The sequence below is a fragment of the Xanthomonas sp. NCPPB 2632 genome, assembly GCF_041228075.2.
Lineage (GTDB): Bacteria > Pseudomonadota > Gammaproteobacteria > Xanthomonadales > Rhodanobacteraceae > Luteibacter.
Window position 1 is genome coordinate 2,334,609 of sequence record NZ_CM192979.1, and the last position, 24,930, is coordinate 2,359,538.

Below are 24,930 nucleotides of genomic sequence, written 5' to 3' on the forward strand. Positions count from 1 at the left end.
TGTCAAGATTTCGTGAGCTAAGTCAGTCATTCCTGACGGCTTTGGCCTCAAACTTTCACCGGGCGTCCCCGCGGGCCCCGGCATACTTGTCTTTCTTTTTTCCATTTCCCGGAGCATCCGTATGGCGCTGGAGCGCACCCTTTCGATCATCAAGCCCGACGCCGTCAAGAAGAACGTCATCGGTGAAATCCTCGCTCGCTTCGAGAAGGCCGGTCTCAAGATCGTCGCCGCGAAGATGAAGCAGCTGACCCGCGAAGAGGCCGAAGGCTTCTACGCCGTCCACAAGGAGCGTCCGTTCTTCGGCGCCCTGGTCGATTTCATGATCTCCGGCCCGGTGATGATCCAGGCCCTGGAAGGCGAGGGTGCGGTTCTGAAGAACCGCGACCTGATGGGTGCCACCAACCCGAAGGACGCCGCGCCGGGCACGATCCGCGCCGACTTCGCCGACTCGATCGACGCCAACGCCGTCCACGGCTCGGATTCGCTCGAGAACGCCGCCAACGAAATCAAGTACTTCTTCAACGACTCGGACGTCGTTTCGCACTGAGGCACGCCGTGAACACGCCCGTCGACAAGGTCAACCTGCTCGATTTCGATCGCACGGGGCTGCGCGATTTCTTCGCCCAGCTCGGCGAGAAGCCCTATCGCGCCGAACAGGTCATGAAGTGGATCTACCATCGTCTCGAAAGCGATTTCGAGAATATGACCGATGTCGGCAAGGCGTTGCGCGAGAAGCTCAGTGCCAGCTGCTACGTGGGCCCGCCCAAGACCGCGTTCGAGAAGACCGCGGTCGACGGCACGCAGAAGTGGCTGCTGGGCATGGATGGCGGCAACGCCATCGAGACCGTCTACATCCCGGAGCCGACCCGCGGCACGCTGTGCGTGTCGTCGCAGGTCGGCTGCGCCCTGAACTGCCAGTTCTGTTCCACGGCCACCCAGGGGTTTTCCCGCAACCTGTCCACGGCCGAGATCATCGGTCAGGTATGGGTCGCGGCCAAGCATCTGGGCAACGTGCCCCACCAGCAGCGCCGCATCACCAATGTGGTGATGATGGGCATGGGTGAGCCGTTGCTCAATTTCGACAATGTGGTCAAGGCGATGAGCCTGATGCGCGACGACCTGGGCTTCGGCCTGGCGAGCAAGCGGGTCACGTTGTCCACGGCCGGCCTCGTGCCGATGATCGACAAGCTGTCGGCGGAGAGCGACGTATCGCTCGCCGTGTCGCTGCATGCGGCCAACGACGAGCTGCGTACCGAGCTGGTGCCGCTGAACAAGCGCTACCCGCTGGCCGAGCTGATGGCCGCCTGCGAGCGCTACATCAACCGCGCCCCGCGAACTTCCATCACCTTCGAATACACCCTGATGAAGGGCGTGAACGACCGGCCGGAGCACGCGAAGCAGCTGATCAAGTTCATGCGCCGACTGCCGGGCGCCAACAAGGTCAACCTGATCCCGTTCAACCCGTTCCCGGGCACGCGGTTCGAGCGTTCCAGCCCGGATGACATCCGCAATTTCCAGACCCAGCTGCTCAATGCCGGCGTGCTCACCATGCTGCGGCGTACCCGTGGCGATGACATCGACGCCGCCTGCGGTCAGCTGAAGGGCCAGGTGGTGGACCGCACCCGTCGCCAGGCCGAGTTCCGCCGGAAGCTGGAAGAGGGAGTGGTGAATGCGGCTTGAGCGTTGGGGCTTGCTGGCGGCACTGGCGCTGGCCTGCGCCGGCTGCGTGGCCGGCGAATCCGGGCTGAAGCCCTCGTCGGCCGCGGATGATCGCGCCAAGGGTGCCGAAGTCCACACGGAACTGGGCCAGCGCTACATGCAGGATGGCGACCTCCAGGGAGCCATGGAAAAACTGCAGAAGGCGCTCCAGTTCGATCCCAAGTACGTGCCGGCGCACACCGTGATCGCGGTGCTTTACGAGCGGATCAACGATCCGGTCAATGCCGAGTTGCACTACCGCAAGGCGATCGAGTTCGACCCGAAGAAGGGCTCGGTCAACAACAACCTGGCTGTTTTCCTGTGCAAGCAGGGGCGCGGCGTGGAAGCCCGGCCGTTCTTCGATCGCGCCCTGGCCGATCCCTTCTACGAAACGCCCGACCTCGCGTTGACCAACGCGGGTACGTGCCAGATGCAGGCGAAGGATTATCCGGTCGCGGAGGATTACTTCCGCAAGGCGCTGCAGCGTAACCCCAATAACGCCGATGCCCTGTATCAGCTGGCCGACCTGTTGTACCTTAAGAACGATGCTTTCCGGGCACGGGCCTTCCTGCAGCGCTATGAAGCGCTGGGCAAGCCCAGTCCGGATTCGTTGAAGCTCGGTCATGACATCGAGCTCCGTCTGGGCAACGGGGAGGTTGCCCAGGACTACGCCAAACGTCTGCGCTCGCAGTTCCCGGATTCGGAACAGGCGCACACCCTCGAAGCCAGCGCACGTCAATGACATCCGTACCTTCGAATAATTCCGGTCCGGACGACCGCGAACAGGATCTGTTCGCCGGCATCGCGCCGAATGCACCTACGGAGCACGCCATGGAACCCCAGTTCGACGTGAACGCCGATGAGAGCGGTCGTGTCCTCATCGATCACGCCGCCGGGAGCGCCGGGCTCGGCGCCCGCCTGCGGGCGGCCCGCGAGGCCCGCGGCTACACGATCGAGGCCTGCGGCCAGGCCCTGCGTCTGCCGTCGCGCCTTCTCAGGCAGCTGGAAGCCGGCGAGTACGGCGGCATCGACTACCAGGTCTACCTGGCCGGCTACCTGAGCAAATACGGCGACCACCTCGGCGTGGACCCGGAAGCCATCCAGGCCGAGTTGGCCACGTTGGCGCCCCGTCAGCCGGAACTGGTGGTCACGGGCGGTATCTCGCACTCGCGCTACCTCCTCGACCGTTACGTCACCGCCGCCACCTATGTGGTGCTGACGGCCGTGATCGTCGTGCCGATGGTCTGGCTGGGCGTGCGCGGCACGCTCGACCGTGACATGCCGCGCCTCTCGCCCCTGGACGCGTCGCCCGTCGCCCAGCAGGACGCGCCGGCGCCGAGCGCATCCAGCGCCGTCGCTTCCGCCACGCCGGCCGGTCCCGCCGCTCCGGTCGCCGAATCGCGCGTCGAAGACCAGCAGCCCCTGCTCGCATCCATGGCGATGTTCCCGCCGCTGGACCGCAGCGCGGCGAAGGCACCGCTGGCGACGTCCGTTGCCGCGCCGGTAGCCGACGACGCGGCCAAGGGGCAGGGTGCGCACAGCCTGTCGCTCTCGTTGCCGTCCGCCAGCTGGGTGGAAGTCACCGCCGCCGATGGTTCGCGCCTGGAATACGGCATCCTGCCCGCGGGCACGCAGAAGTCCTACCGCAGCGACAGCCCGCTCGAGGTCCGCATCGGCAACGCCACCGGCGCCCAGGCCACGGTCGACGGCCAGGCGGTCTCGCTGGATGCCTTCCGTCGGGCCAATGTGGCGCGTTTCCGCGTGGATATCCGCGACGGAAAAGCCACGCCGATCGCGAACTGATCGCCGCCGAGGCCACGCTGTCTCAGCGCGGCGCCGCCGGCCCGCGCTTTTCGGTTATCCTTACCTATTGATCCGTCCCGTCATCATCCCGATGGCAGGTGCGGGCTTGTTCCCTCCAGGATGTGCTGCGCGGAGCGCAGTGGGTGATTGCATGTCATTCGACGTATACGACGATTACGAACAAGGTGAACGCGTCCAGCAATGGCTGCGCAGGAACGGCGTGTCGATCGCCGTCGGCATCGCGCTCGGCCTGGTGCTGATCTTCGGCTGGCAGCAGTGGAAATCGCATCGCGCCGGCCACGAACAGGCCGCTGCGGGTGAATACGCCGCGCTGCAGGCCGCCGTGGCGCAGAATCGCGCCAACGAGATCGACCTGCGCACCGAGACCCTGCTGAAGGATTACTCGGACACCGCCTGGTCGGTGTTCGCGGCTGGCGAGCGTGCGCAGCGCAACGTTATGGCCGGCCAGCTGGACAAAGCATCCGGCGACCTCGACTGGGCCGTGGCCCACGCCAAGGACGACGCGTTGAAAACCCTCGCGCAGCTTCGTGTCGCGCAACTCAAGTTTGCCCAGGGCAAGCCGCAGGACGCCATCAGCTCGCTCGACGCGATGCAGGGCAAGTCCTTCGTGGCTATCGCGCAGGAACTCCGCGGCGATGCGCTGGTCAAGCTTGGACGCCACGACGACGCACGCAAAGCCTATGAGGCGGCGATCGCCGCGATGGGCGACAGTGCACCGCAACGCGGTGTCGTTCAAACCAAGCTCGATGATCTGGCAGTGGCCGGGAAGCAGGGTGCATGAAACGTTTCTGGGCAATCGCGTTGACTTCGTCGCTGGTCGTTCTGGCCGGCTGCCATTCGTTCAAGAAGGAAAACGTCGAACCGCCGACCCCGCTCGACAAGAAGTTCGAGCCGACCCTGAAGGTCGAGCGCCTGTGGAAGTCGGGCATCGGTGACGGTGCGGCCGAATCCGGCGTGCGCATGCGTCCGGCCGTCGTCGACAACGTGGTCTATGCCGCCAGCACCGACGGCAAGATCGCCGCGTTCGATGCCGCCACGGGCAAGACCCTCTGGTCCAAGAGCACCCGCCAGCACGGCTGGTTCGGCTGGGGCGACGCCAAGCGCGAGGACGCCCGCTTCTCCGGCGGTCCCGGTGCCGCCGGCGACCTGCTCGCCATCGGCACGCTCGATGGCCACCTCTATGGCATGAGCACCAAGGATGGCGCCCGCCGCTGGTCGGCGGAGCTCTCCTCGGAAGTCATCGCCGCGCCGGTCGTCGCCGGAAACATCGTGGTGGTCCGCTGCAACGATGGCCGTGTCTACGGTATCGATGCCGCCAATGGCGAGCGCCGCTGGGTGTACGACCAGTCGCAGGTACCGCTGCTCAGCCTGCGCGGCAACGGCCGCCTGCTGGTCGCCAACGGTGTGGTCTTTCTCGGCAGCGACGCCGGCAAGCTGGTCGCGATCCGCCTGGACAACGGCGAGAAGCTCTGGGAGCAGACCCTGGCCAGCGGAGAAGGCCGTACCGAGATCGATCGCCTCAACGATGCCGACGGCGCGCTGGTGCTCGACGGCTCCACGATCTACGGCGCCGCCTACCACGGCAACCTCACCGCCATCGACGGCCCCAGCGGTCGCCCGCTGTGGAACCACGGGTTCTCCACCTTCACCTCGCTGGACGTGAAGGACAACGCGGTCTACGGTGTGGACGACCAGTCGCAGGTGTTCGCTTTCGACAAGAGCAGCGGCGCCAACATCTGGAAGCAGGCCGACCTGAAGTATCGTTGGCTGACCGGCCCCGCCGTGCAGGGCAACTACGTCGTGGTCGGCGACCTCGACGGCCACATCCACTGGATGGCCGCGGCCGACGGCAAGATCGTCGCCCGCGAGCGCCTGTCCAAGAAAGCCATTCGTGCCCAGCCCGTCGTGGTGGGTGACACCGTGTTCGTCGAAGATGTCGAGGGCCACATCGGCGCCTACCGCATCGCCACGAACTGATTCACAGGATAGATGTATCTCCCATGTTGCCCGTCGTCGCTCTGGTCGGCCGCCCCAATGTCGGTAAGTCGACCCTCTTCAATGCGCTGACGCGTAGCAGGGACGCCCTCGTCGCCGATATGCCCGGCGTCACCCGTGACAGACACTACGGTGTCTGCCGTCTCGGTCCCCGGCCCTTCGTGGTTGTCGATACCGGCGGTATGTCCGGCAGTGACGAGGGCATTGAAGGCCTTACCGCCACGCAGGTCCGTCTCGCCATCGGCGAAGCGCACCTGCTGGTGTTCGTCGTCGATGCGCGCGACGGCGTGCTCCCGCTCGATGCGGGCATCCTTTCCGAGCTTCGTCGCAGCGGCAAGACGGTCATCGTCGTGGTCAACAAGACCGACGGCGTGGACGAAGCCGTCGCCATGGGTGAGTTCGCCTCGTTCGGCATCGCGGAAACGCTGCCAATGTCGGCGGCGCACAACCGCGGCGTGGACGTACTGGTTGAAAAATCCCTCGGCTACCTGCCGGACGAGCGCGACAACGATCCCGGCCTGGACGACCAAGGTATCCGCGTCGCCATCGTGGGCCGTCCCAATGCCGGCAAGTCCACGCTGATCAATCGCCTGCTCGGGGAAGATCGCCTGATCGTCTCCGACGTGGCCGGCACCACCCGCGACCCGATCCGGGTGCCGCTGGAGCGCGACGGCAAGAAGTTCACCCTGATCGACACCGCTGGCGTCCGTCGCCGTGCTCGTGTCGAGGAGGCGGTGGAGAAATTCAGCGTTATCAAGACATTGCAGTCTATTTCTGCGTCGCAGGTTACGGTCGTCCTGATTGACGCCCGCGAGAATCTGGCTGATCAGGACCTTACCCTGATCGGCCATGCCATCGAGGAAGGCAGGGCGCTGATCATCGCGGTGAACAAGTGGGACGGCATGGACAGCTACGCCCGCGAGCAGACGCAGAAGGCGCTCGAGCGCCGGTTGGTCTTCGCCGAGTGGGCCAAGACCGTGTTCATTTCCGCGCTGCACGGCTCCGGCCTGCGCGAGTTGATGAAGGCCGTGGTTCGCGCCCATCACGCCGCGACCAAGGTGCTTACGTCCAGCGAGCTGACCCGAACACTGGAGCAGGCTTACGAGGCGTATCAGCCGCCGCTGGTCCGCGGTCACGCGCCGAAGCTGCGTTATGCGCATCCGGGCGGGTTCAATCCGCCGACCATCGTGATCCATGGCAGTCGTACCAAGCACATCGCGCCGGCGTATCGTCGTTACCTGGAAGGCTTCTTCCGCAAGCGCTATCGCCTGGAAGGTACGCCCATCCGGATCGACTTCCGTGATGGTGAAAACCCCTACGCTGGCAAGAAGAACGTCCTGACGGAAGGCCAGCAGCGCCGCCGTCGGGAGATGATCCGCAATGCGAAGCGACGCGAGAAGTAGGCGTCGCCCTCGTCGAGGTGCCTCGCATGACCGAAGATCTGGGTAAGGACGCGTGGCTGGCGGCGCTCCGTGAGCGCGTGCCCGAGGTTTCCTGCGTCGAAGCCCATGCCCGGCAGCGCGCCGGGGCGCTCCTTGTCGACGTACGCGACGACAGCGAGCGCGCCTCCGGTATGCCGGAAGGCGCGTTGGGGTTGTCCCGCGGTTTCCTCGAACTGCGTATCGAGCAGGTGGCGCACGATCGCGAGGGTGAGATCCTGCTGTTGTGCGGTAGTGGCCAACGGTCGCTGCTGGCTGCCGAAGCCTTGCAACGCATGGGTTACCGACAGGTTTCATCCGTTGGCGGTGGCATGGGCGCGTGGAAGGCGGCGGGGCTGCCGGTGACCGCACCGGGATCGGATGCGGATGCCGTGGAGCGCTATGCGCGTCAGGTGCTGCTACCCCAAATCGGCGAGGCGGGCCAGGCACGGCTCGGCGCCGCCCGGGTAGCGGTGATCGGTGCCGGTGGCCTGGGCTCTCCGGTGTTGCTCTACCTGGCCGCCGCCGGTATCGGCCACCTCACCCTGGTCGATGATGACCGGGTAGAGCGATCCAACCTCCATCGCCAGGTGGTCCACGCGGATGCCCGTGTCGGGGTGAGCAAGGCCGAGTCCGCCCGTATGGCCCTGCTGGCGTTGAATCCCCGGATCGATGTGCGCGTCGTGGTCGATCGGCTGCGCGCGGATAACGTCGAGGCCCTGATCGACGGCCACGACGTGGTGATCGACGGGGCCGACAACTTCCCCACACGCTACCTGCTGGCTGCCGCCACGCGGCGGCTCGGCGTGCCCCTGGTCTACGCCGCCATCGAGCGGTTTACCGGCCAGGCCAGTGTGTTCGACCCACGGCGTGAGGATTCGCCGTGCTACCGCTGCCTGTTTCCCGAGCCGCCGGCGGCGGCGGACGCCCCCAACTGCAGCGAGGCCGGTGTACTGGGCGTGTTGCCCGGGTTGGTCGGCATGGTGCAGGCCACGGAGGCGATGAAGCTGGTGCTGGGCATCGGCCAACCGCTGGTGGGACGCCTGCTGACCTATGACGCGCTGGGCATGCGCTTTCGCGAGCTCGCTTTGCATCGCGATCCGCACTGTCCGGGCTGCGGGCCGGCAGCCCGGTTCGATGGCTATGTGGATATCGAGCGGATGTGTGCGTCGGCCGGCTGATGGGCGACGATAGAATACATCGCTGCGTCGACCGCTATTTCTTTCAATACCAATCGCTTTCGAAGTATTCCTTCGAAAGTGCCTCCGATGCGTTCAGCCGTCCGTCGGCTGGGCAGGTTGTCGTGGGCGGCCACGATTTCCAGTCGTGACACCTGCACCGTCTCGAGCGCGAAGCGCGCGGCGAGTCGTCCGGCACGGGTGGCGATGCCGTTGCCCTGGGCGGATTCCCGCACCCAGTAACCGAGGTTGGCAAACCGGTGCTGGTGGTTGAGGTGGTTGACCCCCATGCCGCCGAGCAGCGTATCGGTGGTGGCGTCGAAGACCAGGAACTCGTTGCCCTCGCCGGTGAGCCAGTGCCGATGGCAGACATCGATCCATGTCGTGGCATCGGCCTCGCTGTACCCGGCATGGCACCAGTCCTGCCAGCGGCCGACGGTAGCCACCGATTCGCGAACGGCCTCGGCAAGTGCATGGGCATCGCTCATGCGATGCGGGCGCAGGACGACGTGGCCATCGCTCAGGTCGTGCGGGTAGGGGATCGGTGCGGCGTGCATGGCGGAAAGTATGCAAGAGCCAACCCTTTTCCGCACGCGGGGTTCAGGGGATAATGCGCGGTTTCCGCAGGGCGACATCCCATGACCGCACGTATTCTCGACGGCAAGCGCATCGCCCAGGAACTGCTCGAGCACATCGGTCGCCGCGTGGCCAAGCGGGTTGCCGAGGGTCGCCGTGCGCCCGGCCTGGCCGTGGTGCTGGTGGGTGAAGACCCGGCCTCGGCGGTGTATGTCCGCAACAAGCGCAAGGCCTGCCAGCAGGTGGGGTTCCAGTCGTTCGGCTACGATCTCGCTGCCACCACCTCGCAGGACGAACTTTTTGCACTGATCGACCGGCTCAACGCCGATCCCGCCGTGCACGGCATCCTGGTGCAGTCACCGCTGCCGGCCCATATCGACGAGGACGCGCTGGTCGACCGGATCGATCCGGGCAAGGACGTGGACGGTTTCCAGGCGGTCAATGTCGGTCGGCTGGCCCTGCGCCGGTTCGGACTGCGCCCGTGCACGCCCAAGGGCGTGATGACCTTGCTCGGCCACACGGATCGGCCGGTGCGTGGCCAGCATGCGGTGATCGTCGGCGTCTCCAACCATGTCGGCCGGCCGCTTGCGCTGGAGCTTCTTATTGCAGGAAGTACAGTAACTTGCTGCCATAAGTTCACCCAGAATCTAGCTTCGTTCGTCAGCCAGGCCGATATCCTCGTGGTCGCGGCCGGCAGGCCGGGGCTGGTGCGTGGGGAGTGGATCAAGCCGGGCGCGGTGGTGGTGGACGTGGGCATCAATCGGCTGGAAGACGGCCGTCTGGTCGGCGACGTCGAGTTCGCGCCCGCGGCGGAGCGTGCCGCGTGGATCACGCCGGTGCCGGGTGGCGTCGGCCCGATGACGGTGGCCACGCTGATGGAAAACACGCTGGAGGCGGCCGACGCACTGGATGCCATGGTGGCTAGTTAACCTGGCGGCGTGCAGGGCACGCCTGGTCGCATCGCGCGCCTACCCGAGTGCTGCATTGCAGGGTATAATGCCGCGATTTACTCGCGGGAATAATGCTATGCGCATCCTTGCCGAGGCACTCACTTACGATGACGTGTTCCTTGTTCCCGGCCACTCCACGGTCATGCCGCGCGATGTGGACACCTCAACGCGGTTCACGCGCGGCCTGCGCCTGAACATCCCCATCGTGTCCGCCGCCATGGACACCGTGACCGAAGCCCGCCTGGCCATCACCATGGCCCAGAACGGCGGCATCGGCATCATCCACAAGAACATGACCGCCGAACTGCAGGCCGCCGAAGTGCGCCTGGTCAAGAAGTTCGAGGCCGGCGTCATCCGCAGCCCGATCACCGTGCGCCCCGACACCTCCATCGGCGAGGTCATGGCGCTCACCCGGGCGCACAACATCTCCGGCGTGCCGGTGGTGGATGGCGAGAAACTGGTCGGCATCGTCACCAGCCGCGACCTGCGTTTCGAGCGCAAGCACGACGACCCGGTGCGCAACATCATGACCCGCGAGGATCGCCTGGTCACGGTGAAGGAAGGCGCCTCGCACGACGAAGTGCTCGAGCTGCTGCACCGCAACCGCATCGAGAAGGTGCTGGTGGTCAACGACGGCTTCCAGCTGCGTGGCCTCATCACCGTCAAGGATATCCAGAAGGCACGTGACAACCCCCACGCCGCCAAGGATTCGCACGAGCGCCTGGTGGTGGGTGCCGCGGTGGGCGTCGGCGGCGACACCGAACGCCGCATCGAGCTGCTGGTCGAGGCAGGCGTGGACGTGGTGGTGGTCGACACCGCGCACGGCCATTCGCAGGCCGTGATCGACCGCGCCGGCTGGGTCAAGAAGCGCTACCCGCAGGTGCAGGTCATCGCCGGCAACATCGTCACGGGCGAGGCGGCGCGCGCGCTGCTGGACGCCGGCGTCGACGCGGTCAAGGTGGGCGTGGGCCCGGGCTCCATCTGCACCACGCGTATCGTCACCGGCATCGGCGTGCCGCAGATCACCTCGATCGACATGGTCGCCACGGCGCTGAAGGGCGAGATCCCGCTCATCGCCGACGGCGGCATCCGCTATTCCGGGGACATTCCCAAGGCGCTGGCGGCCGGTGCGTCCTCGGTGATGCTCGGTTCCATGTTCGCCGGTACCGAGGAAGCCCCGGGCGAGGTCGAGCTGTTCCAGGGCCGCTCGTACAAGAGCTACCGCGGCATGGGCTCCATCGGCGCGATGCAGCTGGGCTCGAAGGATCGTTACTTCCAGGACGAGGCGGACGCCGACAAGCTGGTGCCGGAAGGCATCGAAGGCCGCGTGCCGTACCGTGGCCCGCTGCGCAACATCATCCACCAGATGATGGGCGGCCTGCGCGCCTCCATGGGCTACATGGGCGCGGCGTCGATCGAAGAGATCCATGAGAAGGCCCAGTTCGTGAAGGTCACCGGCGCGGGCGTGCTTGAAGCGCATCCGCACGATATCCAGATCACGAAGGAAGCACCGAACTACCGCCGGGACTGACGCGCCCGCGCGTGCAGCCCCGGTGACCCAGGACGCCCGCCGCAAGCGGGTGTTCTGCTTTTTCAGCCCAACGCGCACGGCGCGGGGCGTTCCCCATTCCCTACGGCAGGCAGTCACCGATGACCGATATCCACAGCGACAAGATCCTCATCCTCGATTTCGGTTCGCAGTACACGCAGCTGATCGCCCGCCGTATCCGCGAGATCGGCGTCTATTGCGAAGTCTGGGGCTGGGACCACGCGCCCGATGAGATCGCCGGGTTCAACCCGAAGGGCGTGATCCTCTCTGGCGGCCCGGAGTCGGTGACCGAGGACCACTCCCCGCGTGCGCCGCAGCAGGTGTTCGACCTCGGCGTGCCGGTGCTGGGCATCTGCTACGGCATGCAGACCATGGCCGAGCAGCTCGGCGGCAAGGTGGAGGCCGGTCATCACCGCGAGTTCGGCCCCGCCACGATCACCTTCGGCCAGTGCGGCCTGTTCGAGACGGTGGTGGAGGACGGCGAATCGCTGGGCGTATGGATGTCCCACGGCGACCGCGTGACCGCGATGCCGGAAGGCTTCAAAGTGGTCGCATCCACGCCTAGCCTGCCGCTGGCCGCCATGGCCGACGACGCCCGTCGCTTCTATGGCGTGCAGTTCCACCCGGAAGTGACCCACACCAAGCGCGGCATGGAGCTGCTGCGCCGCTTCGTCGTCGACCTCTGCGGTTCGGCCACGCTGTGGGACGCCGCCCACATCATCGAAGATGCCGTGTCCCGTGTGCGCGAGCAGGTCGGCAGCGACCGCGTGCTGCTGGGCCTCAGCGGTGGCGTCGATTCCTCCGTGGTGGCCGCGCTGCTGGAAAAGGCGATCGGCGACCAGCTGACCTGCGTGTTCGTCGATACCGGCCTGCTGCGCTTCCAGGAAGGCGACCAGGTGATGTCGACCATGGCCGAGCACATGGGCGTCAACGTCATCCGCGTGGATGCGAAGCAGCGCTACTTCGACGCCCTGGCCGGCGTGGAAGACCCGGAAGCCAAGCGCAAGGTCATCGGCCGCCTGTTCATCGAGATATTCGACGAGGAATCGGCGAAGCTCGACGGCGTGAAGTGGCTGGCCCAGGGTACGATCTACCCGGATGTCATCGAGTCGGCCGGCAGCAAGACGGGCAAGGCCCACGTCATCAAGAGCCACCACAACGTCGGCGGCCTACCGGAGCACATGAAGCTCAAGCTGGTCGAGCCGCTGCGCGAGCTGTTCAAGGACGAGGTGCGCCGCATCGGCGTCGAACTGGGCCTGCCGCGTGACATGGTCTATCGCCACCCGTTCCCGGGCCCGGGCCTGGGGGTGCGCGTGCTCGGCGAGGTGAAGGCGGAATACGTCGACCTGCTGCAGCGGGCGGATGCGATCTTCATCGAGGAGTTGCGCAGCCATGGGCTTTACGATCGTGTGAGCCAGGCGTTCGCGGTGTTCCTGCCGGTGCGTTCGGTTGGCGTGGTGGGTGACGGCCGTGCCTATGAGTGGGTGATCGCGCTGCGGGCGGTCGAGACGATCGACTTTATGACGGCGCATTGGGCGCATCTTCCCTATGATTTCCTCGATAAGTGCTCAACGAGGATTATCAATGAGTTGCGTGGTATTTCTCGTGTGGTTTATGACATATCGGGGAAGCCGCCGGCTACGATTGAGTGGGAGTGATGCAGTCGTTTGATTGAGATAGCGTTGCTTTCCGTGTAAATAGTCCAATAGGAATACTTATCTGTCTTAGGTGTCCCTATGGGAGCCCTTATTGAGTTATGAGTGGGTGTGTGACAATAAGCCTTATAGAGATCTCCATGCCAGTGAGCTCCTGAAGGAGTGCTAACAGTGGATACGCCAATCCCAATCCCAATCCCGATGCCGGTTGAGCGAGCCATTCGAAAACTGGGCCAGGATGTTGCACTGGCGCGTCGGCGGCGCCGTATCTCCCAGGCTTCGCTGGCCGAGCGTATTGGCGCGTCCCTCTCCACGGTTCGTCGCATGGAAAAGGGCGACGTGCGCTTGCCTATTTCCTTCTTTGCCCGCGCGCTCCACGTCTTCGGCGAAATACAGGCGTTGGAAAACTTGCTGGACACGTCGAACGACGAGATCGGCCTGACCTTGATGGATGAGTACGTGCCCAAGCGTGTGCGCAGCAAGGCCGGCGGTACCTCGGGAGCCTTGTGATGGCTCTCGCTGGACCTGTCCGCCAACAAGTCCGAGCCAGCCGCTCTCATCGATCATCGTGCACTTGGGTCGCATGCCGCCGAGTGAAGTGCCCCTCCCCAGCTGCAAATCTAAAGCAGGCTGCGATTGAGACAGCCCAGGTGCCGGCCTCTGATCCGTCATTGGGAACTCTTACGGAGCAAGATTTCTACGATAGCTTCGCAGAATGGCTTCAAGAGAATGACGAGGCGACAGTCGCCAAATCGCTTGGTGGCAGTAGCCTCGGTGGAAAGTGGGGGACGCCGGACGTCATCGGTGTCTTAAAAGCTAGGGCACAAGATATTTTCAAGTTCGAGCCGCAGATCGTTACGGCTGAGATCAAGGCTGTGCCAAGTCAACCTGTCGTGGCCTTTGGACAAGCCGTTGCCTATCGGCTGTTCTCGCACCGAACCTACATAGTCGTCCCGAACTCGACAAGTAGTGACGATATGAATCGTCTGAAGTCGTTGTGCAGCATCCATGGCGTCGGGCTCGTCACTTTCATGTTGAATAAAGCGCAGCCTGATTACGTTGTAGTTGTGTTGTCGGTTAACGCTTCTCCTGATATGTTTTATGTCAACAATATGCTCGAGCGGCTCAAGTCTTCGGAGCCGTCTTTGCTTAATCAGTTATTTTAAGCAATCGATTCGCTTTCGACAAAATGTTTTGGTCGCCAAACTTGCGGATACTTTGCCACTGACGATCCTATAACTTGTCATAGCGAGACAAGCATTTTATTGTGCGATGTGGACAGTCGGGACACGCCGAAGTGACCCACGGCGCAGGTCTCTGTGCGCGCCTTGTACTTGCCTTGGTCGGCTTTCCTCAAGCGACCGTGGATATTTCGGTGTCGGTTGCTTTTGCACCGGAGGAGGGCGCGGCTCGAGGTACTGAGCGCTGGACGCGGACATTCGGCAGCCGGACTTCGTGCCGCGCCCATTCGCTGTTCGGCGTTTCCATGCCCGCATACCGCATGGTCGAATCCGAGGAAGCGGGGCGCTTTCGCTTCCGAATGGAGATCGTGCTGCCGTTTGTCGACCTCGTTGTCGCCTATCGCGGTGTACTCGAGCCGGAAACGTGAGGCGAACTGCCTGGGAAAGGTGCGGGTTCAGACGTCCACCGCCAACGCCACCGCATCGTCGCCCGCAGGCATAGGTGCTGGACTGTCCGGATCGGTCGCGGTCAGCCACACCGCTTTGGCCGCTTGATCGCCGGCTCCTGCTGCCACTATGCGATCCACGGCTTGCGCTCGCGTTGCGTCGGATGCATCAAAGTCCTGGCGAGTCAGGGACGGTGGCCCGTCTTGCCGCCATCGGGGCACGTCGGAGCGCGCCTGCCGATGACGATCCAATGTCCTGTTCATCGGGCCTATGCGCAGGCGCGAGGGCGACGCCTGCTTTTGTCGCGTTGCCTGCTTACCAGACCTGCCGCCGCTTTCTCTTTGGCCTTCTGTTAACTCTTAAAACACCACCTGCGCACGTAGATGGATGCCTGGTTGTCTATTGACAACCATTGGTTTTAAGACGAAAATTGGAGTCCAGGATGTCCCGACGAAGCCATCCGAAGAAAGACATAGAAGACGCACTACGCCACGCGGAGCGTTCCGGCTGGCGGGTCAGCACCGGCGGCAGCCATGCCTGGGGAAAGTTGTATTGCCGCTACAACGATCGGGACTGCCGGTGTGGCGAGTTCTGCATCACCAGCATCTGGAGCACGCCCAAAAATCCGGCAAGCCACGCACGGGCGCTACGCCGCGTGGTGGATCACTGCAATGCGATTCGCAAGCCGGGCGGTCGAAGCCGTTGAACCAAGGAGGTTCCATGGAATACGTATTCACCCTCAAGTACAGCCTGCCCACCGATGAAACCGACATGGATGCGCTTGTCGAGCGGCTGGGCGAAGCGGGCTGCGACGATGCCACCCTCGGCATCGGCCTGCCGGGGCGCCTGGCCCTGACATTCAGCCGGGAAGCCGACTCGGCGGTCGACGCCATGCGGTCGGCACTCGACGATGTGCGCCGGGTGGTGCCCGCAGCGGTATTGATCGAGGCCTCGCCCGATGTCGTCGGTCTGACCGATATCGCGGAAGTAGCCGGTGTCTCCCGGCAGAACATGCGCAAACTGATGCTCACGCATGCCGGTCGCTTTCCGACACCGTTACACGACGGGTCGAGCGCGTTATGGCATCTGTCCGACGTGCTCGCATGGCTGGCCGAGCGCAAGGGATATACCGTCGATCCGACGGTCATGGAGACGGCGCTGGCGGCGATGCAGGTCAACATCGCCAAGGAGCACGCTCGGCTGGCGTTCACCGATACTGCGCCGGGCTGATAAAGCTGCGGGATAAGTCCGGCTTGCGTGTAGGGAATCCGTCACCATCTCGGAATTCTTCCCGCCTTCCCCGGAGTATCTTCCATGGCCCAACCGGCGCTCTTCAAGCCTTTACGCGTGCGCAACCTCGAACTGGCCAACCGCATCGTCATCGCACCCATGTGCCAGTACTCGGCCGACAACGATGGCCGCATGAACGACTGGCACCGTATCCACCTCGGCCAGCTGGCCCTGTCCGGCGCGGGGCTGCTCACGATCGAGGCGACCGCGGTGGAACCGGAAGGCCGCATCACCTGGGGCGATGTGGGCCTCTACGACGACGCTACGGAAGAAGCCATGGGCGGCGTGCTGGAAAGCATCCGACACTGGTCGGACATGCCGATCGGTATCCAGCTGGGCCACGCCGGACGCAAGGCCTCCACGGAGACGCCGTGGGCTGGCGGTCACCAGCTAGCCGCCGATCACGAGCATGGCTGGCAGACGGTTGGCGCATCCGCCGTGCCTTTCCATGCAGGCGATCAGGCGCCCGTGGCGCTCGACAAGGCCGGTCTGGCCCGTGTCCGTGACGCCTTCGCCGCCGCGGCCCAGCGTGCTGCCAGGCTTGGCCTCGCCTTCGTGCAGCTCCATGGCGCGCACGGTTACCTCTTGCACCAGTTCCTGTCGCCCTTGTCCAACCAGCGCACCGACGAGTACGGCGGGTCGCTGGAAAATCGCATGCGCTTCCCTCTGGAGGTTTTCGACGCCGTGCGTGCGGTGTTTCCTGCCGATCGGCCGGTGACGATGCGGGTATCGGCCACCGATTGGGTAGAGGGCGGCTGGGACCTTGAGCAGACGATCGCCTTTGCCAGGGCGCTCGAGGCCCGGGGTTGCGATGCCATCCACGTGTCGACCGGTGGCCTCGATGAGCGCCAAACCATCCCGGCAGGACCGAACTACCAGGTACCGTTCGCCCGCGGCATCAAGCAGGCGGTTGGCATCCCGGTGGTGGCGGTGGGCCTGATCACCAGCCCCGAGCAAGCCGAGGCCATCGTCGCCACCGGCGACGCGGACATGATCGCGCTGGCCCGCACGATCCTCTACGACCCGCGCTGGCCCTGGCACGCCGCCGCGGAGTTGGGCGCTACCGTCCGTCCGCCGAAGCAGTACCTGCGTTCGCAACCGTCGCGACTCCGCAACCTGTTCGGTTCGTCCGAAGGCATCGGGCCGCAGGCGGCGTGGATTCGCGACGAGGACGGCAGCTACCGGTAGCATGCCTGGTTCGTAAGGCACGGCGGATGCCGCAGGCGCTCTTCTGGACCTGCGGCATTTTTCCCCAGGGCGTGCCCTGTACCCATCGGTACAATGGAAGCCTTCTCATCAGGCGTCAGACCATGGCCGCTCCGGTTCCCCCGTTCACGCGTGAATCCGCGCTGCAGAAGGTCCGCCTGGCCGAGGACGGATGGAATAGCCGCGACCCGGAAAAAGTCTCGTTGGCCTACACCGTCGACAGTCACTGGCGTAACCGTGCCGAGTTCATTACCGGGCGCGAGCAGATCGTGGCGTTTCTCAAGCGCAAGTGGCTCAAGGAACAGGATTATCGGCTGATCAAGGAGCTTTGGGCGTTCACCGACAACCGTATCGCGGTGCGCTTCGCTTACGAGTGGCATGACGACAGCGGCCACTGGTTCCGTTCCTATGGCAACGAGAACTGGGAGTTCAGCGCCGACGGCGAGATGTCCCACCGTTACGCTTGTATCAACGATCTTCCCCTGGCCGAAGCCGATCGTAAGTTCCACTGGCCGCAGGGGCGTCGTCCCGATGGCCACCCGGGCCTGTCCGACCTGGGTCTGTAACTCGATGGTGCTCACCATGACGGAAATAGCGTGAGCGACCAACCCACGCGTTGCGCCTGGGCCGGCAGCGACCCGCTCTACGCCGCGTACCACGACACGGAGTGGGGTGTGCCGCTGCACGACTCGCGCATGCTCTGGGAGCAGTTGATGCTGGAGGGTTTCCAGGCGGGATTGTCCTGGATCACCATCCTGCGCAAGCGGGAAAACTTCCGTGCGGCCTTCAAGGGCTTCGATCCGGCCAAGGTGGCGCGATTCGGTGAGGCGGACATCGTCCGCCTGCTCGACGATGCCGGCATCATCCGCTCGCGGGCAAAGATCGAAGCCACCATCAACGGCGCGCGGGTGTACGAGGACATGCGCGCCCGTGGCGAAACCTTCGATGCGTATTGCTGGTCGTTCACCGACGGCACGGTGATCCGGGGCGATGGGCGTAGCGTGCCGACGCAGACCCCGTTGTCGGTGACGATTTCCAAGGATCTCAAGAAGCGCGGCTTCAAGTTCGTCGGCCCCACCATCACCTACGCCTGGATGCAGGCGGTAGGTATCGTGGACGATCATGCTGCGACGTGCTTCCGGCGTAAGCCTCGGCAAGCCGGGTCGTAGCCGGCTGCGTGGGCGCATCGTCCGACTCGCCTAAACGACGTAGAATCCGCCCCTTGTCCCGGGAATGCCCCTGCCTTGTCCACGCCCTACGTCGCCAGCGATGACATGTTCTCGGAAGCCGACCGCCGCTGGATGGAGCGTGCACTGGCGTTGGCTGCATACGCCCGCGACGCCGAGGGCGAGGTCCCTGTCGGCGCGGTGCTGGTGTCGAACGATGTCGTCATCGGCGAAGGCTGGAATCGCAATATCACCCTGAACGATCCCACCGCGCATGCGGAGATCCAGGCCTTGCGTGCGGCCGGGCAGGCGGTGAGCAATTACCGGTTTCCCGGCTCCACGCTCTACGTCACCCTCGAGCCCTGCACCATGTGCGCCATGGCCATGATCCATGCGCGCGTCGGCCGGGTGGTGTATGCCGCGACCGATCCCAAGACGGGTGCCGCGGGAAGCGTCTTCGACACCCTGGCTTCCCCGTTGCACAACCATCGCGTGACCGTGGTCGGCGGCCTGGAAGCGGAGAGGGCGAGCGCGATGCTGCGCGCGTTCTTCCGCGCGCGCCGCTAGCTTTCGTGAGTGCCGCTAGGCGTACGGCGCCAGCACCTCGGTCACCGAACGCTCGATCTTCAGGTCGAACAGGGCGTCGGCGCGCGTGACGCCGATGTTGACCGATGCAATGGGCAGGCCGCGCCGTGAGGCTTCCAGGACGAAGCGGTAGCCGGAATAGACCATCAGCGACGAGCCGACCACCAGCATGGCGTCGGCCTGGCCAAGGCGTTCCCAGGCGGTGTCCACACGGGCACGCGGCACGTTCTCGCCGAAGAAGACCACGTCCGGCTTGAGGATGCCGCCGCAGAGCGTGCATGCCGGAATGACGAAGGAGGAGAAGTCCACCCCGTCCAGGTCCGCGTCACCATCGGGTGCGATCGTGGCCTGGATCGCCAGCCATGCGGGGTTCGCGCTCATCAGCCGGTTTTGCATGGCGTCGCGTCCGGTGATGTCGCCGCACTGCATGCAGCGTACGCGGTCCAGGCGCCCGTGCAGGTCCACTACCTCGACGCTGCCTGCCGCCTCGTGCAGGCCGTCGACGTTCTGGGTCAGCAGCAGCGCGATGCGGTCGTCCTGTTCCATCCGCGCGAGCGCACGGTGGGCGGCGTTCGGGCTGACGGCGGCGAAATGACGCCAGCCGATCATGCCGCGCGCCCAGTAGCGGGCACGCGCCGGCGGCCCGCTCATGAACATCTGCAGGGTCATCGGGGGACGGCGTTTCCACGCCCCCTGGCCGTCGCGGTAATCGGGGATGCCGGAGTCCGTGCTGATACCCGCGCCGGTCAACACGAACAGGCGGGGGTGGGCATCGACGAAGGCGCGCAGCGGATCGTCGGCGGAGGCGATGGCGGGCAGGGTGCTCACGATGCGCGAACTATAGCGGATCGGTCAGGTGTGTTTGCGAAGCACTTCGAGCACGCAGGCGGCGTCCTCGCCGAAGCGCCGGATGGCCGCGTCGAGGGTGGGGCTGCGTTCTTCCGCCAGGCGTCGCTCGAGGTGCAGCCCCATGCGAGCGAGGTCCGTGGCTTCGGCCATGCCCAGTGCGCCGGATACGCGGTGCAGCCAGGCCTGCAGGTCGGCCGTGCCGGGTTGCGCGAGCAGGAGGTGCAGCTGGATCAGGTCGCGGCTGAGCGAACGATCCAGCGCCGCGATCACCTCGCGCAGCGCGGACGTGCCGCCCAGCGTGGTGCGCAGTGTCTCGATATCGATGCGCGGGGGTACGCGGGGCAGGGTGAGGGTGATCTCCACGATGATGCGGGTGCCACGGTCGGCCGCACACTCGATATGCAGGACGCCGTCCAGTGCGGCCACCATGGCATCGGCCTTCGCCAGGCACGGGCACTGTTCGTCGAGCGCGTTGCCGGTGTCCGCGACGGTGATATGGACCATCTGGCCATCCGGATCGTCGCCCACCACGTCCACCTGCAAGGCGACCCGCACGCTGCCGGGCACCGCGAACGCCCTATCCAGCAGGAGGCACAGCACGCGGCCCAGCGTGGCGTAGGGGCCGACCAGGTCGTGTGCCAGCGCCGGGTCCACCTCGATCTCCAGCTGGCTGCCCTGCCGTTGCGCGATGCGGGCGTAGTGCTGGCCGATGCGGGACAGCAACGCCGGCAGGTCGCGGCTTTCGCGGATGCGGGCGCAGGCGAGTGCGACGCGGTCGTAGCCTGCCAGCAGCCGTGCACGCAGGCGTCGTCGCAGTGGCAGTGATGGGCGCGATGTGCTCAACTCTGCGCCCCGCCGATGGTGCCCTGGAAGGGTGAGTGGCGGCCCGGACTGGCTACCGAGAAAGGATTACTCATGGTTCACCGTGTCATCCTGGCCGACGATCATCCCGTCGTGCTCAAGGGCATCAGCCTGGCGTTGACGAAGGACGGCCTGGCCGATGTGGTCGGCGAGGCGCAGTCGCCGGACGAACTGCTCGCCGTGCTGGCGAGTAAGCCCTGCGACGCGCTGATCACCGATTTCAGCATGCCCGAACCGGGCCGTGACGGGCTTGCCCTGCTGGGGGAAATCCGCCGGCGCTACCCCGAACTGCCGGTCATGGTGATCACCACCCTGGCCAATCCCGCCCTTTACCGCGAGATTCTCGAGGCCGGCGTGCGCGGACTGATCGGCAAGTCGGGGGATACGCGGGAGATCCCCGAGGCGCTGGTGCAGATCCTGTCGAACCATGTCTACCTGGGTGCCTCCGTGCGGGAAATGATCTTCACACCCCAGGGCGAGCCCATCGGCACGGGGACGCTGGCCGACCTTTCGCCGCGGGAGCTGGAAATCCTGCGCCTGTTCGCCGCAGGCAACAGCGTGACCGACATCGCCCGGGCCACGGGGCGCGGCTTGTCCACCATAAGCCAACAGAAGACCAATGCCATGCGCAAATTGCGGCTGGAGACGGATGCGGAGATCTTCGAGTACATCGAGCGGCTGCGACTGCCGCCGGCCGGTGTGCAGGCCGCGGGCCAACATAGTCGTAGCCGTACCGGCGGGACATAGAAAAAATCTCAAAAGTGCACGCCGGTTTGACATCGGCGTTCAGGCGCCATGCCTACAATGTGAAGGTCCGGTGCCACGACGGCACCACGCAAGGAGACGTATCGGTGAGTGCCAAGATCAGCCCGCTGGCGGGCAAACCCGCCACGGAAGCCCCCCTGGTGGACATCGCCGCCCTGCTTGCCGCCTATCACGACCTGCAGCCCGATCCGTCGGTGCCCGAGCAGCGCGTGGTGTTCGGGACATCCGGCCACCGCGGTTCGTCGCTGGTCCGCTCGTTCAATGCATGGCACGTGCAGGCCGTGGTCCAGGCGATCTGCGAATACCGCCGCAAGGAAGGCATCGACGGTCCGCTGTTCGTGGGCATCGACACTCATGCGCTGTCCGCTCCCGCGTTCGAAAGCACGGTGGAGGTGCTGGCCGCGAATGGCGTGGCGACCTACGTCTCCCATGGCGGCGAATTCACGCCCACGCCGGCCGTCTCGCATGCCATCCTCGTCTTCAATCGCGGGCGTGAAAGCGGCCTGGCCGATGGCATCGTCATCACCCCGTCGCACAATCCGCCCGAGAGCGGCGGCATCAAGTACAACCCGCCGCACGGCGGCCCCGCCGATACCGACGCCACGTCATGGATCGCGCAGCGCGCCAACGTGCTGATCGAGGGCGGACTGCGCGAGGTGAAGCGGCAGCTGTTCGCGCAGGCGATCAAGGCCTCCACCACGACCGAGTACGACTTCCTTGATCGTTACGTGAGCGATCTCGGCGACGTGCTGGATCTGGACATCATTCGTGCCAGGGGCGTCCGCATGGGCGTCGATCCGCTCGGTGGCGCCGGTGTCCATTACTGGCGTGCGATCGCCGAGCGCTACAAGCTCGACCTCACCGTGGTCAGCGAAGCCGTCGATACCACGTTCTCCTTCATGTCGCTGGACTGGGACGGTCGCGTGCGCATGGACCCGTCGTCGTCCTATGCCATGCAGCGCCTGATCGGGCTGAAGGACAAGTTCCAGGTCGCCTTCGCCTGTGACACCGATCACGATCGCCATGGCGTCGTGGCGCCCAGCACCGGTTTGCTCCCCGCCAACCATTACCTCGCGGCGGCGGCGTGGTACCTGTTCCAGAACCGGCCCGGTTGGCGCGCCGACGCCGCGGTCGGCAAGACCGCCGTCAGCACCGGTCTGCTGGATCGCGTCGCCGCGAAGCTGGGCCGGCCCCTGCGCGAGGTACCGGTGGGCTTCAAGTATTTCGTCTCCGGCCTCTACGACGGCAGCCTCGGCTTCGGTTGCGAGGAGAGTGCCGGCGCTTCCTTCCTGTCCCGGGACGGTTCGGCCTGGTCGACCGACAAGGATGGCATCGTCGCGGCGTTGCTGGCCGGCGAAATGACGGCCCGACTCGAACGCGACCCGGGCGAGATCTATCGCGGGATCACCGCTGAGCTTGGCGACCCGGCCAACGCGCGCATCGACGCGCCGGCCTCGCATGCGCAGAAGGCCACGTTGTCGAAGCTTTCCCCCGAGCGGGTGGAGTCGAAGACCCTGGCGGGCGATCCCATCGTCGCCGTGGTCAACCAGGCCGGTGGCCAGCCCATCGGAGGGATCAAGGTCAGCTCTGGCCAGGCCTGGTTTGCGGCACGCCCGTCGGGCACCGAGGACATCTACAAGGTCTACGGGGAAAGCTTCCGTGGGCCCGATCATCTCGCCCAGGTGCTGGCCGAAGCGCAGGCCATGGTGGACAAGGCGCTCGGCTGAAAAAAACTTCGCCGCGGGGCGGCTAAAGATTGTGCCGAATACGCCGTCAAGGATGTGTCTCCTTCATTCCGGGCGCCCCGCGTGACTCTTCTCAAATCGACCCAGGCCCGCTACACCGTTGCGGTAGCGGCCTATTTCCTCGTCCTCGTGGCGCTCACTTTGGTGGTTATCCGGCTCTTCGTCAGCCCGGACCTGCGCGCCAGCGAGGCGGAACTGGTCGGGCGCAATGTCGACGAGATCGGCGCGGTCATCACCAACAAGCTGCACCAGGTGGAGGCGCAGCAGCGCAGCATCACGCAGACGGTGGCGCTGATGGACAGCCCGTCCATCGACCGGCTGCAGCCTGGCCTGGTGGACCAGTACGGCGACGCCGACGTGTTCGGCGGTGGCATCTGGCCGCTGCCGTTCAAGCGCGAGCCCACCAAGGAGCGCGACAGCACCTTCTTCGCCCGCGACGCCAGCGGCAAGCTGATGGTCAACACGCACTGGAACCAGCCCGACGCCCTGAAGTACTGGGAGCAGAGTTGGTACAAGAACGGCCTGAGCGCACCGCGTGGCCATTGCCTCTGGGCCGATGCCTATAAGGACGACGCGAGCGCACAGCCGCGTACCAACTGCGCCATGGCCATCTACAAGGGGGACGAGATCTTCGGCGTCTCCACCGTGGACGTCACGCTCGGCTTCTTCAACCGCCTCGTCGCGGACATGGAAAAGAAGGTGCACGGCCAGATCCTGATCGTCGAGCCGAACGGCACCGTCGTCAGCAACAGCACGTATATCAAGGACGACATCGTCCTGAAAAAGATCGCCGACCTGGCCGGCAGCTCGGCCATGATCGCCCAGGTGAAGGATGCCCTCCCGGGCGTGGCCAAGGGTGGCCAGGTCGAGCGCGACTACGACGCCGACGGCGAATCGCACACGCTGTTCCTCAAGCCGATCGCCGGTACGCCCTGGGTGCTCGCCACCAGCCTGCCTACCCACCTGCTCACCGAGAACAGCACCCGTGTGCTGACCAAGCTGGCCGCGGTGCAGGTGCCGCTCGCCGCGCTGCTGCTCATCGCGCTGGTGCTGGGCATCCGCGCGCTGATGAACCAGCTGGCCACGTTGAAGACCAATATCGACGAGCTCAATTCCGGTGAAGCGGATCTCACCCGCCGGCTCAGCTACGGCAAGGGCACCGAATACAACGGCGTGGTCGACAGCTTCAACGGCTTCATCGCCCGCCTGCAGGGCATGATGCGGCAGGTGCGCGACAGCTCCGCGGCCATTTCCTCGGCCGCCACGCAGATCGCCAGCGGCAACCTCGACCTGTCCCAGCGCACGGAAGAGCAGGCCAGCTCCCTGGAAGAAACCGCCGCGTCGATGGAAGAGCTGACCGCCACGGTGCGACAGAACGCCGACAACGCCCGTCAGGCCAATACGCTGGCCCGCGATGCGGCGGCCGCGGCGCGTAGCGGCGGTGGCACGGTCGACGAAGTGGTCGTGACCATGGACGCCATCACCCGGTCGTCCGCCCGCATCGCCGATATCGTGGGGGTCATCGACGGCATCGCCTTCCAGACCAACCTGCTGGCGCTGAACGCGGCGGTGGAAGCGGCGCGTGCCGGTGAGCAGGGACGCGGTTTCGCGGTGGTGGCGGGCGAGGTGCGCAGCCTGGCCCAGAGTTCGGCGAAGGCGGCCCGGGACATCAAGACGCTGATCGCGGAATCCGTGGATGATGTGGAACGGGGCTCGTCGCTGGTCCGCGTGGCGGGCCAGCGTATCGGCGAACTGACCGGCAACGTGGCGCATGTGGCCACCTTCATGGAAGAAATCATGGCCGCCAGCAACGAGCAGAGCCAGGGTATCGAGCAGGTCAGTGGCGTGGTCACGCAGCTGGACGACATGACCCAGCAGAACGCGGCGCTGGTCGAGGAAGCGGCGGCCGCGGCCAAGGCCCTGGAAGACCAGACCCGCACGCTGGAGTCGGTGGTGAGCGGCTTCAAGCTCTGACCGACCCTGCCAGCGCCG

General features: G+C 65.3%; 26 protein-coding genes. 23 read left to right on the forward strand and 3 right to left on the reverse strand.

Translation table 11 applies throughout. The features are described from left to right. Positions 1 to 121 precede the first annotated feature (121 nt). The 8 genes from ndk to moeB all read left to right on the forward strand — a co-directional run bounded on the left by ndk (position 122) and on the right by moeB (position 8,116). The gene (ndk, locus tag AB8808_RS10385) at positions 122 to 547 is read left to right on the forward strand and encodes a nucleoside-diphosphate kinase (RefSeq protein WP_036141578.1); all 426 of its coding nucleotides are present in this window, start codon (positions 122 to 124) and stop codon (positions 545 to 547) included. An 8-nt stretch (positions 548 to 555) separates the two neighbouring features. Beyond that, on the forward strand, positions 556 to 1,680 hold the full coding sequence (gene rlmN / locus AB8808_RS10390; protein ID WP_369929106.1) for a dual-specificity RNA methyltransferase RlmN: 1,125 nt from the start codon (positions 556 to 558) through the stop codon (positions 1,678 to 1,680). Continuing rightward, positions 1,670 to 2,440 (forward strand): type IV pilus biogenesis/stability protein PilW, encoded by a 771-nt coding sequence (pilW, locus tag AB8808_RS10395; protein WP_369929107.1) that lies wholly within the window; start codon positions 1,670 to 1,672, stop codon positions 2,438 to 2,440. The genes rlmN and pilW overlap by 11 nt, the downstream gene beginning before the upstream one ends. Positions 2,441 to 2,529: 89 nt before the next feature. Then, positions 2,530 to 3,501: a helix-turn-helix domain-containing protein gene (locus AB8808_RS10400; RefSeq protein ID WP_369929109.1), complete on the forward strand. Its 972-nt coding sequence runs from the start codon at positions 2,530 to 2,532 to the stop codon at positions 3,499 to 3,501. Between the two features lie 151 nt (positions 3,502 to 3,652). After that, the gene (locus tag AB8808_RS10405; RefSeq protein WP_036141569.1) at positions 3,653 to 4,303 is read left to right on the forward strand and encodes a YfgM family protein; all 651 of its coding nucleotides are present in this window, start codon (positions 3,653 to 3,655) and stop codon (positions 4,301 to 4,303) included. Continuing rightward, complete coding sequence (bamB, locus tag AB8808_RS10410; RefSeq protein ID WP_369929111.1) at positions 4,300 to 5,499, forward strand: outer membrane protein assembly factor BamB; 1,200 nt, start codon at positions 4,300 to 4,302, stop codon at positions 5,497 to 5,499. The genes AB8808_RS10405 and bamB overlap by 4 nt, the downstream gene beginning before the upstream one ends. A gap of 23 nt (positions 5,500 to 5,522) precedes the next feature. Continuing rightward, positions 5,523 to 6,920: a ribosome biogenesis GTPase Der gene (der, locus tag AB8808_RS10415; RefSeq protein WP_369929113.1), complete on the forward strand. Its 1,398-nt coding sequence runs from the start codon at positions 5,523 to 5,525 to the stop codon at positions 6,918 to 6,920. 26 nt (positions 6,921 to 6,946) lie between these two features. After that, a complete protein-coding gene (gene moeB / locus AB8808_RS10420; RefSeq protein WP_369929114.1) occupies positions 6,947 to 8,116 on the forward strand; it encodes a molybdopterin-synthase adenylyltransferase MoeB in 1,170 nt (389 codons plus the stop codon). Here moeB and AB8808_RS10425 read toward each other — a convergent pair. After that, the gene (locus tag AB8808_RS10425) at positions 8,077 to 8,670 is read right to left on the reverse strand and encodes a GNAT family N-acetyltransferase (protein ID WP_369929116.1); all 594 of its coding nucleotides are present in this window, start codon (positions 8,668 to 8,670) and stop codon (positions 8,077 to 8,079) included. The two genes, moeB and AB8808_RS10425, sit on opposite strands and share 40 nt — an antisense overlap. 81 nt (positions 8,671 to 8,751) lie before the next feature. Between AB8808_RS10425 and folD the strand changes: the two genes are divergently transcribed. From folD to tadA, 12 genes are all read left to right on the forward strand, one after another. Continuing rightward, entirely contained in the window at positions 8,752 to 9,618 is an 867-nt protein-coding gene (folD, locus tag AB8808_RS10430; RefSeq protein WP_369929118.1) for a bifunctional methylenetetrahydrofolate dehydrogenase/methenyltetrahydrofolate cyclohydrolase FolD, read from the forward strand. A gap of 97 nt (positions 9,619 to 9,715) precedes the next feature. Then, positions 9,716 to 11,170 (forward strand): IMP dehydrogenase, encoded by a 1,455-nt coding sequence (gene guaB / locus AB8808_RS10435; RefSeq protein WP_369929120.1) that lies wholly within the window; start codon positions 9,716 to 9,718, stop codon positions 11,168 to 11,170. Between the two features lie 119 nt (positions 11,171 to 11,289). Next, entirely contained in the window at positions 11,290 to 12,846 is a 1,557-nt protein-coding gene (gene guaA, locus AB8808_RS10440; RefSeq protein WP_369929122.1) for a glutamine-hydrolyzing GMP synthase, read from the forward strand. A gap of 168 nt (positions 12,847 to 13,014) precedes the next feature. After that, a complete protein-coding gene (locus AB8808_RS10445) occupies positions 13,015 to 13,353 on the forward strand; it encodes a helix-turn-helix domain-containing protein (RefSeq protein ID WP_369929124.1) in 339 nt (112 codons plus the stop codon). Positions 13,354 to 13,493: 140 nt separating this feature from the next. Continuing rightward, entirely contained in the window at positions 13,494 to 14,009 is a 516-nt protein-coding gene (locus AB8808_RS10450; RefSeq protein WP_369929126.1) for a hypothetical protein, read from the forward strand. A gap of 131 nt (positions 14,010 to 14,140) precedes the next feature. Continuing rightward, positions 14,141 to 14,452 carry a DUF4166 domain-containing protein gene (locus AB8808_RS10455; RefSeq protein ID WP_506193264.1) on the forward strand — a complete coding sequence of 104 codons (312 nt, stop codon included), beginning with the start codon at positions 14,141 to 14,143 and terminating at the stop codon, positions 14,450 to 14,452. 461 nt (positions 14,453 to 14,913) lie between these two features. Next, entirely contained in the window at positions 14,914 to 15,177 is a 264-nt protein-coding gene (locus tag AB8808_RS10460) for a hypothetical protein (protein ID WP_369929130.1), read from the forward strand. A gap of 14 nt (positions 15,178 to 15,191) precedes the next feature. After that, positions 15,192 to 15,701 (forward strand): helix-turn-helix transcriptional regulator, encoded by a 510-nt coding sequence (locus tag AB8808_RS10465; RefSeq protein WP_369929132.1) that lies wholly within the window; start codon positions 15,192 to 15,194, stop codon positions 15,699 to 15,701. Between the two features lie 84 nt (positions 15,702 to 15,785). Further along, positions 15,786 to 16,949 carry an NADH:flavin oxidoreductase/NADH oxidase gene (locus tag AB8808_RS10470; RefSeq protein ID WP_369929134.1) on the forward strand — a complete coding sequence of 388 codons (1,164 nt, stop codon included), beginning with the start codon at positions 15,786 to 15,788 and terminating at the stop codon, positions 16,947 to 16,949. 122 nt (positions 16,950 to 17,071) lie between these two features. Continuing rightward, positions 17,072 to 17,533: a nuclear transport factor 2 family protein gene (locus AB8808_RS10475; protein WP_369929136.1), complete on the forward strand. Its 462-nt coding sequence runs from the start codon at positions 17,072 to 17,074 to the stop codon at positions 17,531 to 17,533. 30 nt (positions 17,534 to 17,563) lie between these two features. Then, positions 17,564 to 18,136 carry a DNA-3-methyladenine glycosylase I gene (locus tag AB8808_RS10480; protein ID WP_369929138.1) on the forward strand — a complete coding sequence of 191 codons (573 nt, stop codon included), beginning with the start codon at positions 17,564 to 17,566 and terminating at the stop codon, positions 18,134 to 18,136. A gap of 105 nt (positions 18,137 to 18,241) precedes the next feature. Next, entirely contained in the window at positions 18,242 to 18,700 is a 459-nt protein-coding gene (gene tadA, locus AB8808_RS10485) for a tRNA adenosine(34) deaminase TadA (RefSeq protein WP_369931237.1), read from the forward strand. Between the two features lie 15 nt (positions 18,701 to 18,715). Here the strand turns inward: tadA and AB8808_RS10490 are convergent, their stop codons facing one another. After that, positions 18,716 to 19,537, reverse strand: coding sequence for an NAD-dependent protein deacetylase (locus AB8808_RS10490; protein WP_369931238.1), 822 nt, complete (start codon positions 19,535 to 19,537; stop codon positions 18,716 to 18,718). Positions 19,538 to 19,570: 33 nt separating this feature from the next. Further along, positions 19,571 to 20,410, reverse strand: a complete 840-nt coding sequence (locus AB8808_RS10495; protein WP_369929139.1) for a histidine kinase — start codon at positions 20,408 to 20,410, stop codon at positions 19,571 to 19,573. Between the two features lie 72 nt (positions 20,411 to 20,482). On the opposite strand from AB8808_RS10495, the gene AB8808_RS10500 reads away from it, so the two are divergent. The 3 genes from AB8808_RS10500 to AB8808_RS10510 all read left to right on the forward strand — a co-directional run bounded on the left by AB8808_RS10500 (position 20,483) and on the right by AB8808_RS10510 (position 24,912). Further along, positions 20,483 to 21,175, forward strand: a complete 693-nt coding sequence (locus AB8808_RS10500; protein WP_369929141.1) for a response regulator — start codon at positions 20,483 to 20,485, stop codon at positions 21,173 to 21,175. A 104-nt stretch (positions 21,176 to 21,279) separates the two neighbouring features. After that, positions 21,280 to 22,920 carry a phosphoglucomutase (alpha-D-glucose-1,6-bisphosphate-dependent) gene (gene pgm / locus AB8808_RS10505; RefSeq protein ID WP_369929143.1) on the forward strand — a complete coding sequence of 547 codons (1,641 nt, stop codon included), beginning with the start codon at positions 21,280 to 21,282 and terminating at the stop codon, positions 22,918 to 22,920. An 81-nt stretch (positions 22,921 to 23,001) separates the two neighbouring features. Next, positions 23,002 to 24,912 (forward strand): methyl-accepting chemotaxis protein, encoded by a 1,911-nt coding sequence (locus AB8808_RS10510; protein WP_369929145.1) that lies wholly within the window; start codon positions 23,002 to 23,004, stop codon positions 24,910 to 24,912. Positions 24,913 to 24,930 lie beyond the last annotated feature (18 nt).

Excerpts from the sequence above, each read along its gene's own strand:
- pilW (WP_369929107.1), top strand. The coding sequence starts at position 1,670 with ATGCGGCTTGAGCGTTGGGGCTTGCTGGCGGCACTGGCGCTGGCCTGC.
- guaA (WP_369929122.1), top strand. The coding sequence starts at position 11,290 with ATGACCGATATCCACAGCGACAAGATCCTCATCCTCGATTTCGGTTCG.
- AB8808_RS10425 (WP_369929116.1), bottom strand. The coding sequence starts at position 8,670 with ATGCACGCCGCACCGATCCCCTACCCGCACGACCTGAGCGATGGCCAC.
- folD (WP_369929118.1), top strand. The coding sequence starts at position 8,752 with ATGACCGCACGTATTCTCGACGGCAAGCGCATCGCCCAGGAACTGCTC.
- moeB (WP_369929114.1), top strand. The coding sequence starts at position 6,947 with ATGACCGAAGATCTGGGTAAGGACGCGTGGCTGGCGGCGCTCCGTGAG.
- guaB (WP_369929120.1), top strand. The coding sequence starts at position 9,716 with ATGCGCATCCTTGCCGAGGCACTCACTTACGATGACGTGTTCCTTGTT.
- ndk (WP_036141578.1), top strand. The coding sequence starts at position 122 with ATGGCGCTGGAGCGCACCCTTTCGATCATCAAGCCCGACGCCGTCAAG.
- der (WP_369929113.1), top strand. The coding sequence starts at position 5,523 with ATGTTGCCCGTCGTCGCTCTGGTCGGCCGCCCCAATGTCGGTAAGTCG.
- AB8808_RS10465 (WP_369929132.1), top strand. The coding sequence starts at position 15,192 with ATGGAATACGTATTCACCCTCAAGTACAGCCTGCCCACCGATGAAACC.
- AB8808_RS10470 (WP_369929134.1), top strand. The coding sequence starts at position 15,786 with ATGGCCCAACCGGCGCTCTTCAAGCCTTTACGCGTGCGCAACCTCGAA.
- AB8808_RS10460 (WP_369929130.1), top strand. The coding sequence starts at position 14,914 with ATGTCCCGACGAAGCCATCCGAAGAAAGACATAGAAGACGCACTACGC.
- AB8808_RS10500 (WP_369929141.1), top strand. The coding sequence starts at position 20,483 with ATGGTTCACCGTGTCATCCTGGCCGACGATCATCCCGTCGTGCTCAAG.
- bamB (WP_369929111.1), top strand. The coding sequence starts at position 4,300 with ATGAAACGTTTCTGGGCAATCGCGTTGACTTCGTCGCTGGTCGTTCTG.
- AB8808_RS10405 (WP_036141569.1), top strand. The coding sequence starts at position 3,653 with ATGTCATTCGACGTATACGACGATTACGAACAAGGTGAACGCGTCCAG.
- tadA (WP_369931237.1), top strand. The coding sequence starts at position 18,242 with ATGTTCTCGGAAGCCGACCGCCGCTGGATGGAGCGTGCACTGGCGTTG.
- AB8808_RS10475 (WP_369929136.1), top strand. The coding sequence starts at position 17,072 with ATGGCCGCTCCGGTTCCCCCGTTCACGCGTGAATCCGCGCTGCAGAAG.
- AB8808_RS10400 (WP_369929109.1), top strand. The coding sequence starts at position 2,530 with ATGGAACCCCAGTTCGACGTGAACGCCGATGAGAGCGGTCGTGTCCTC.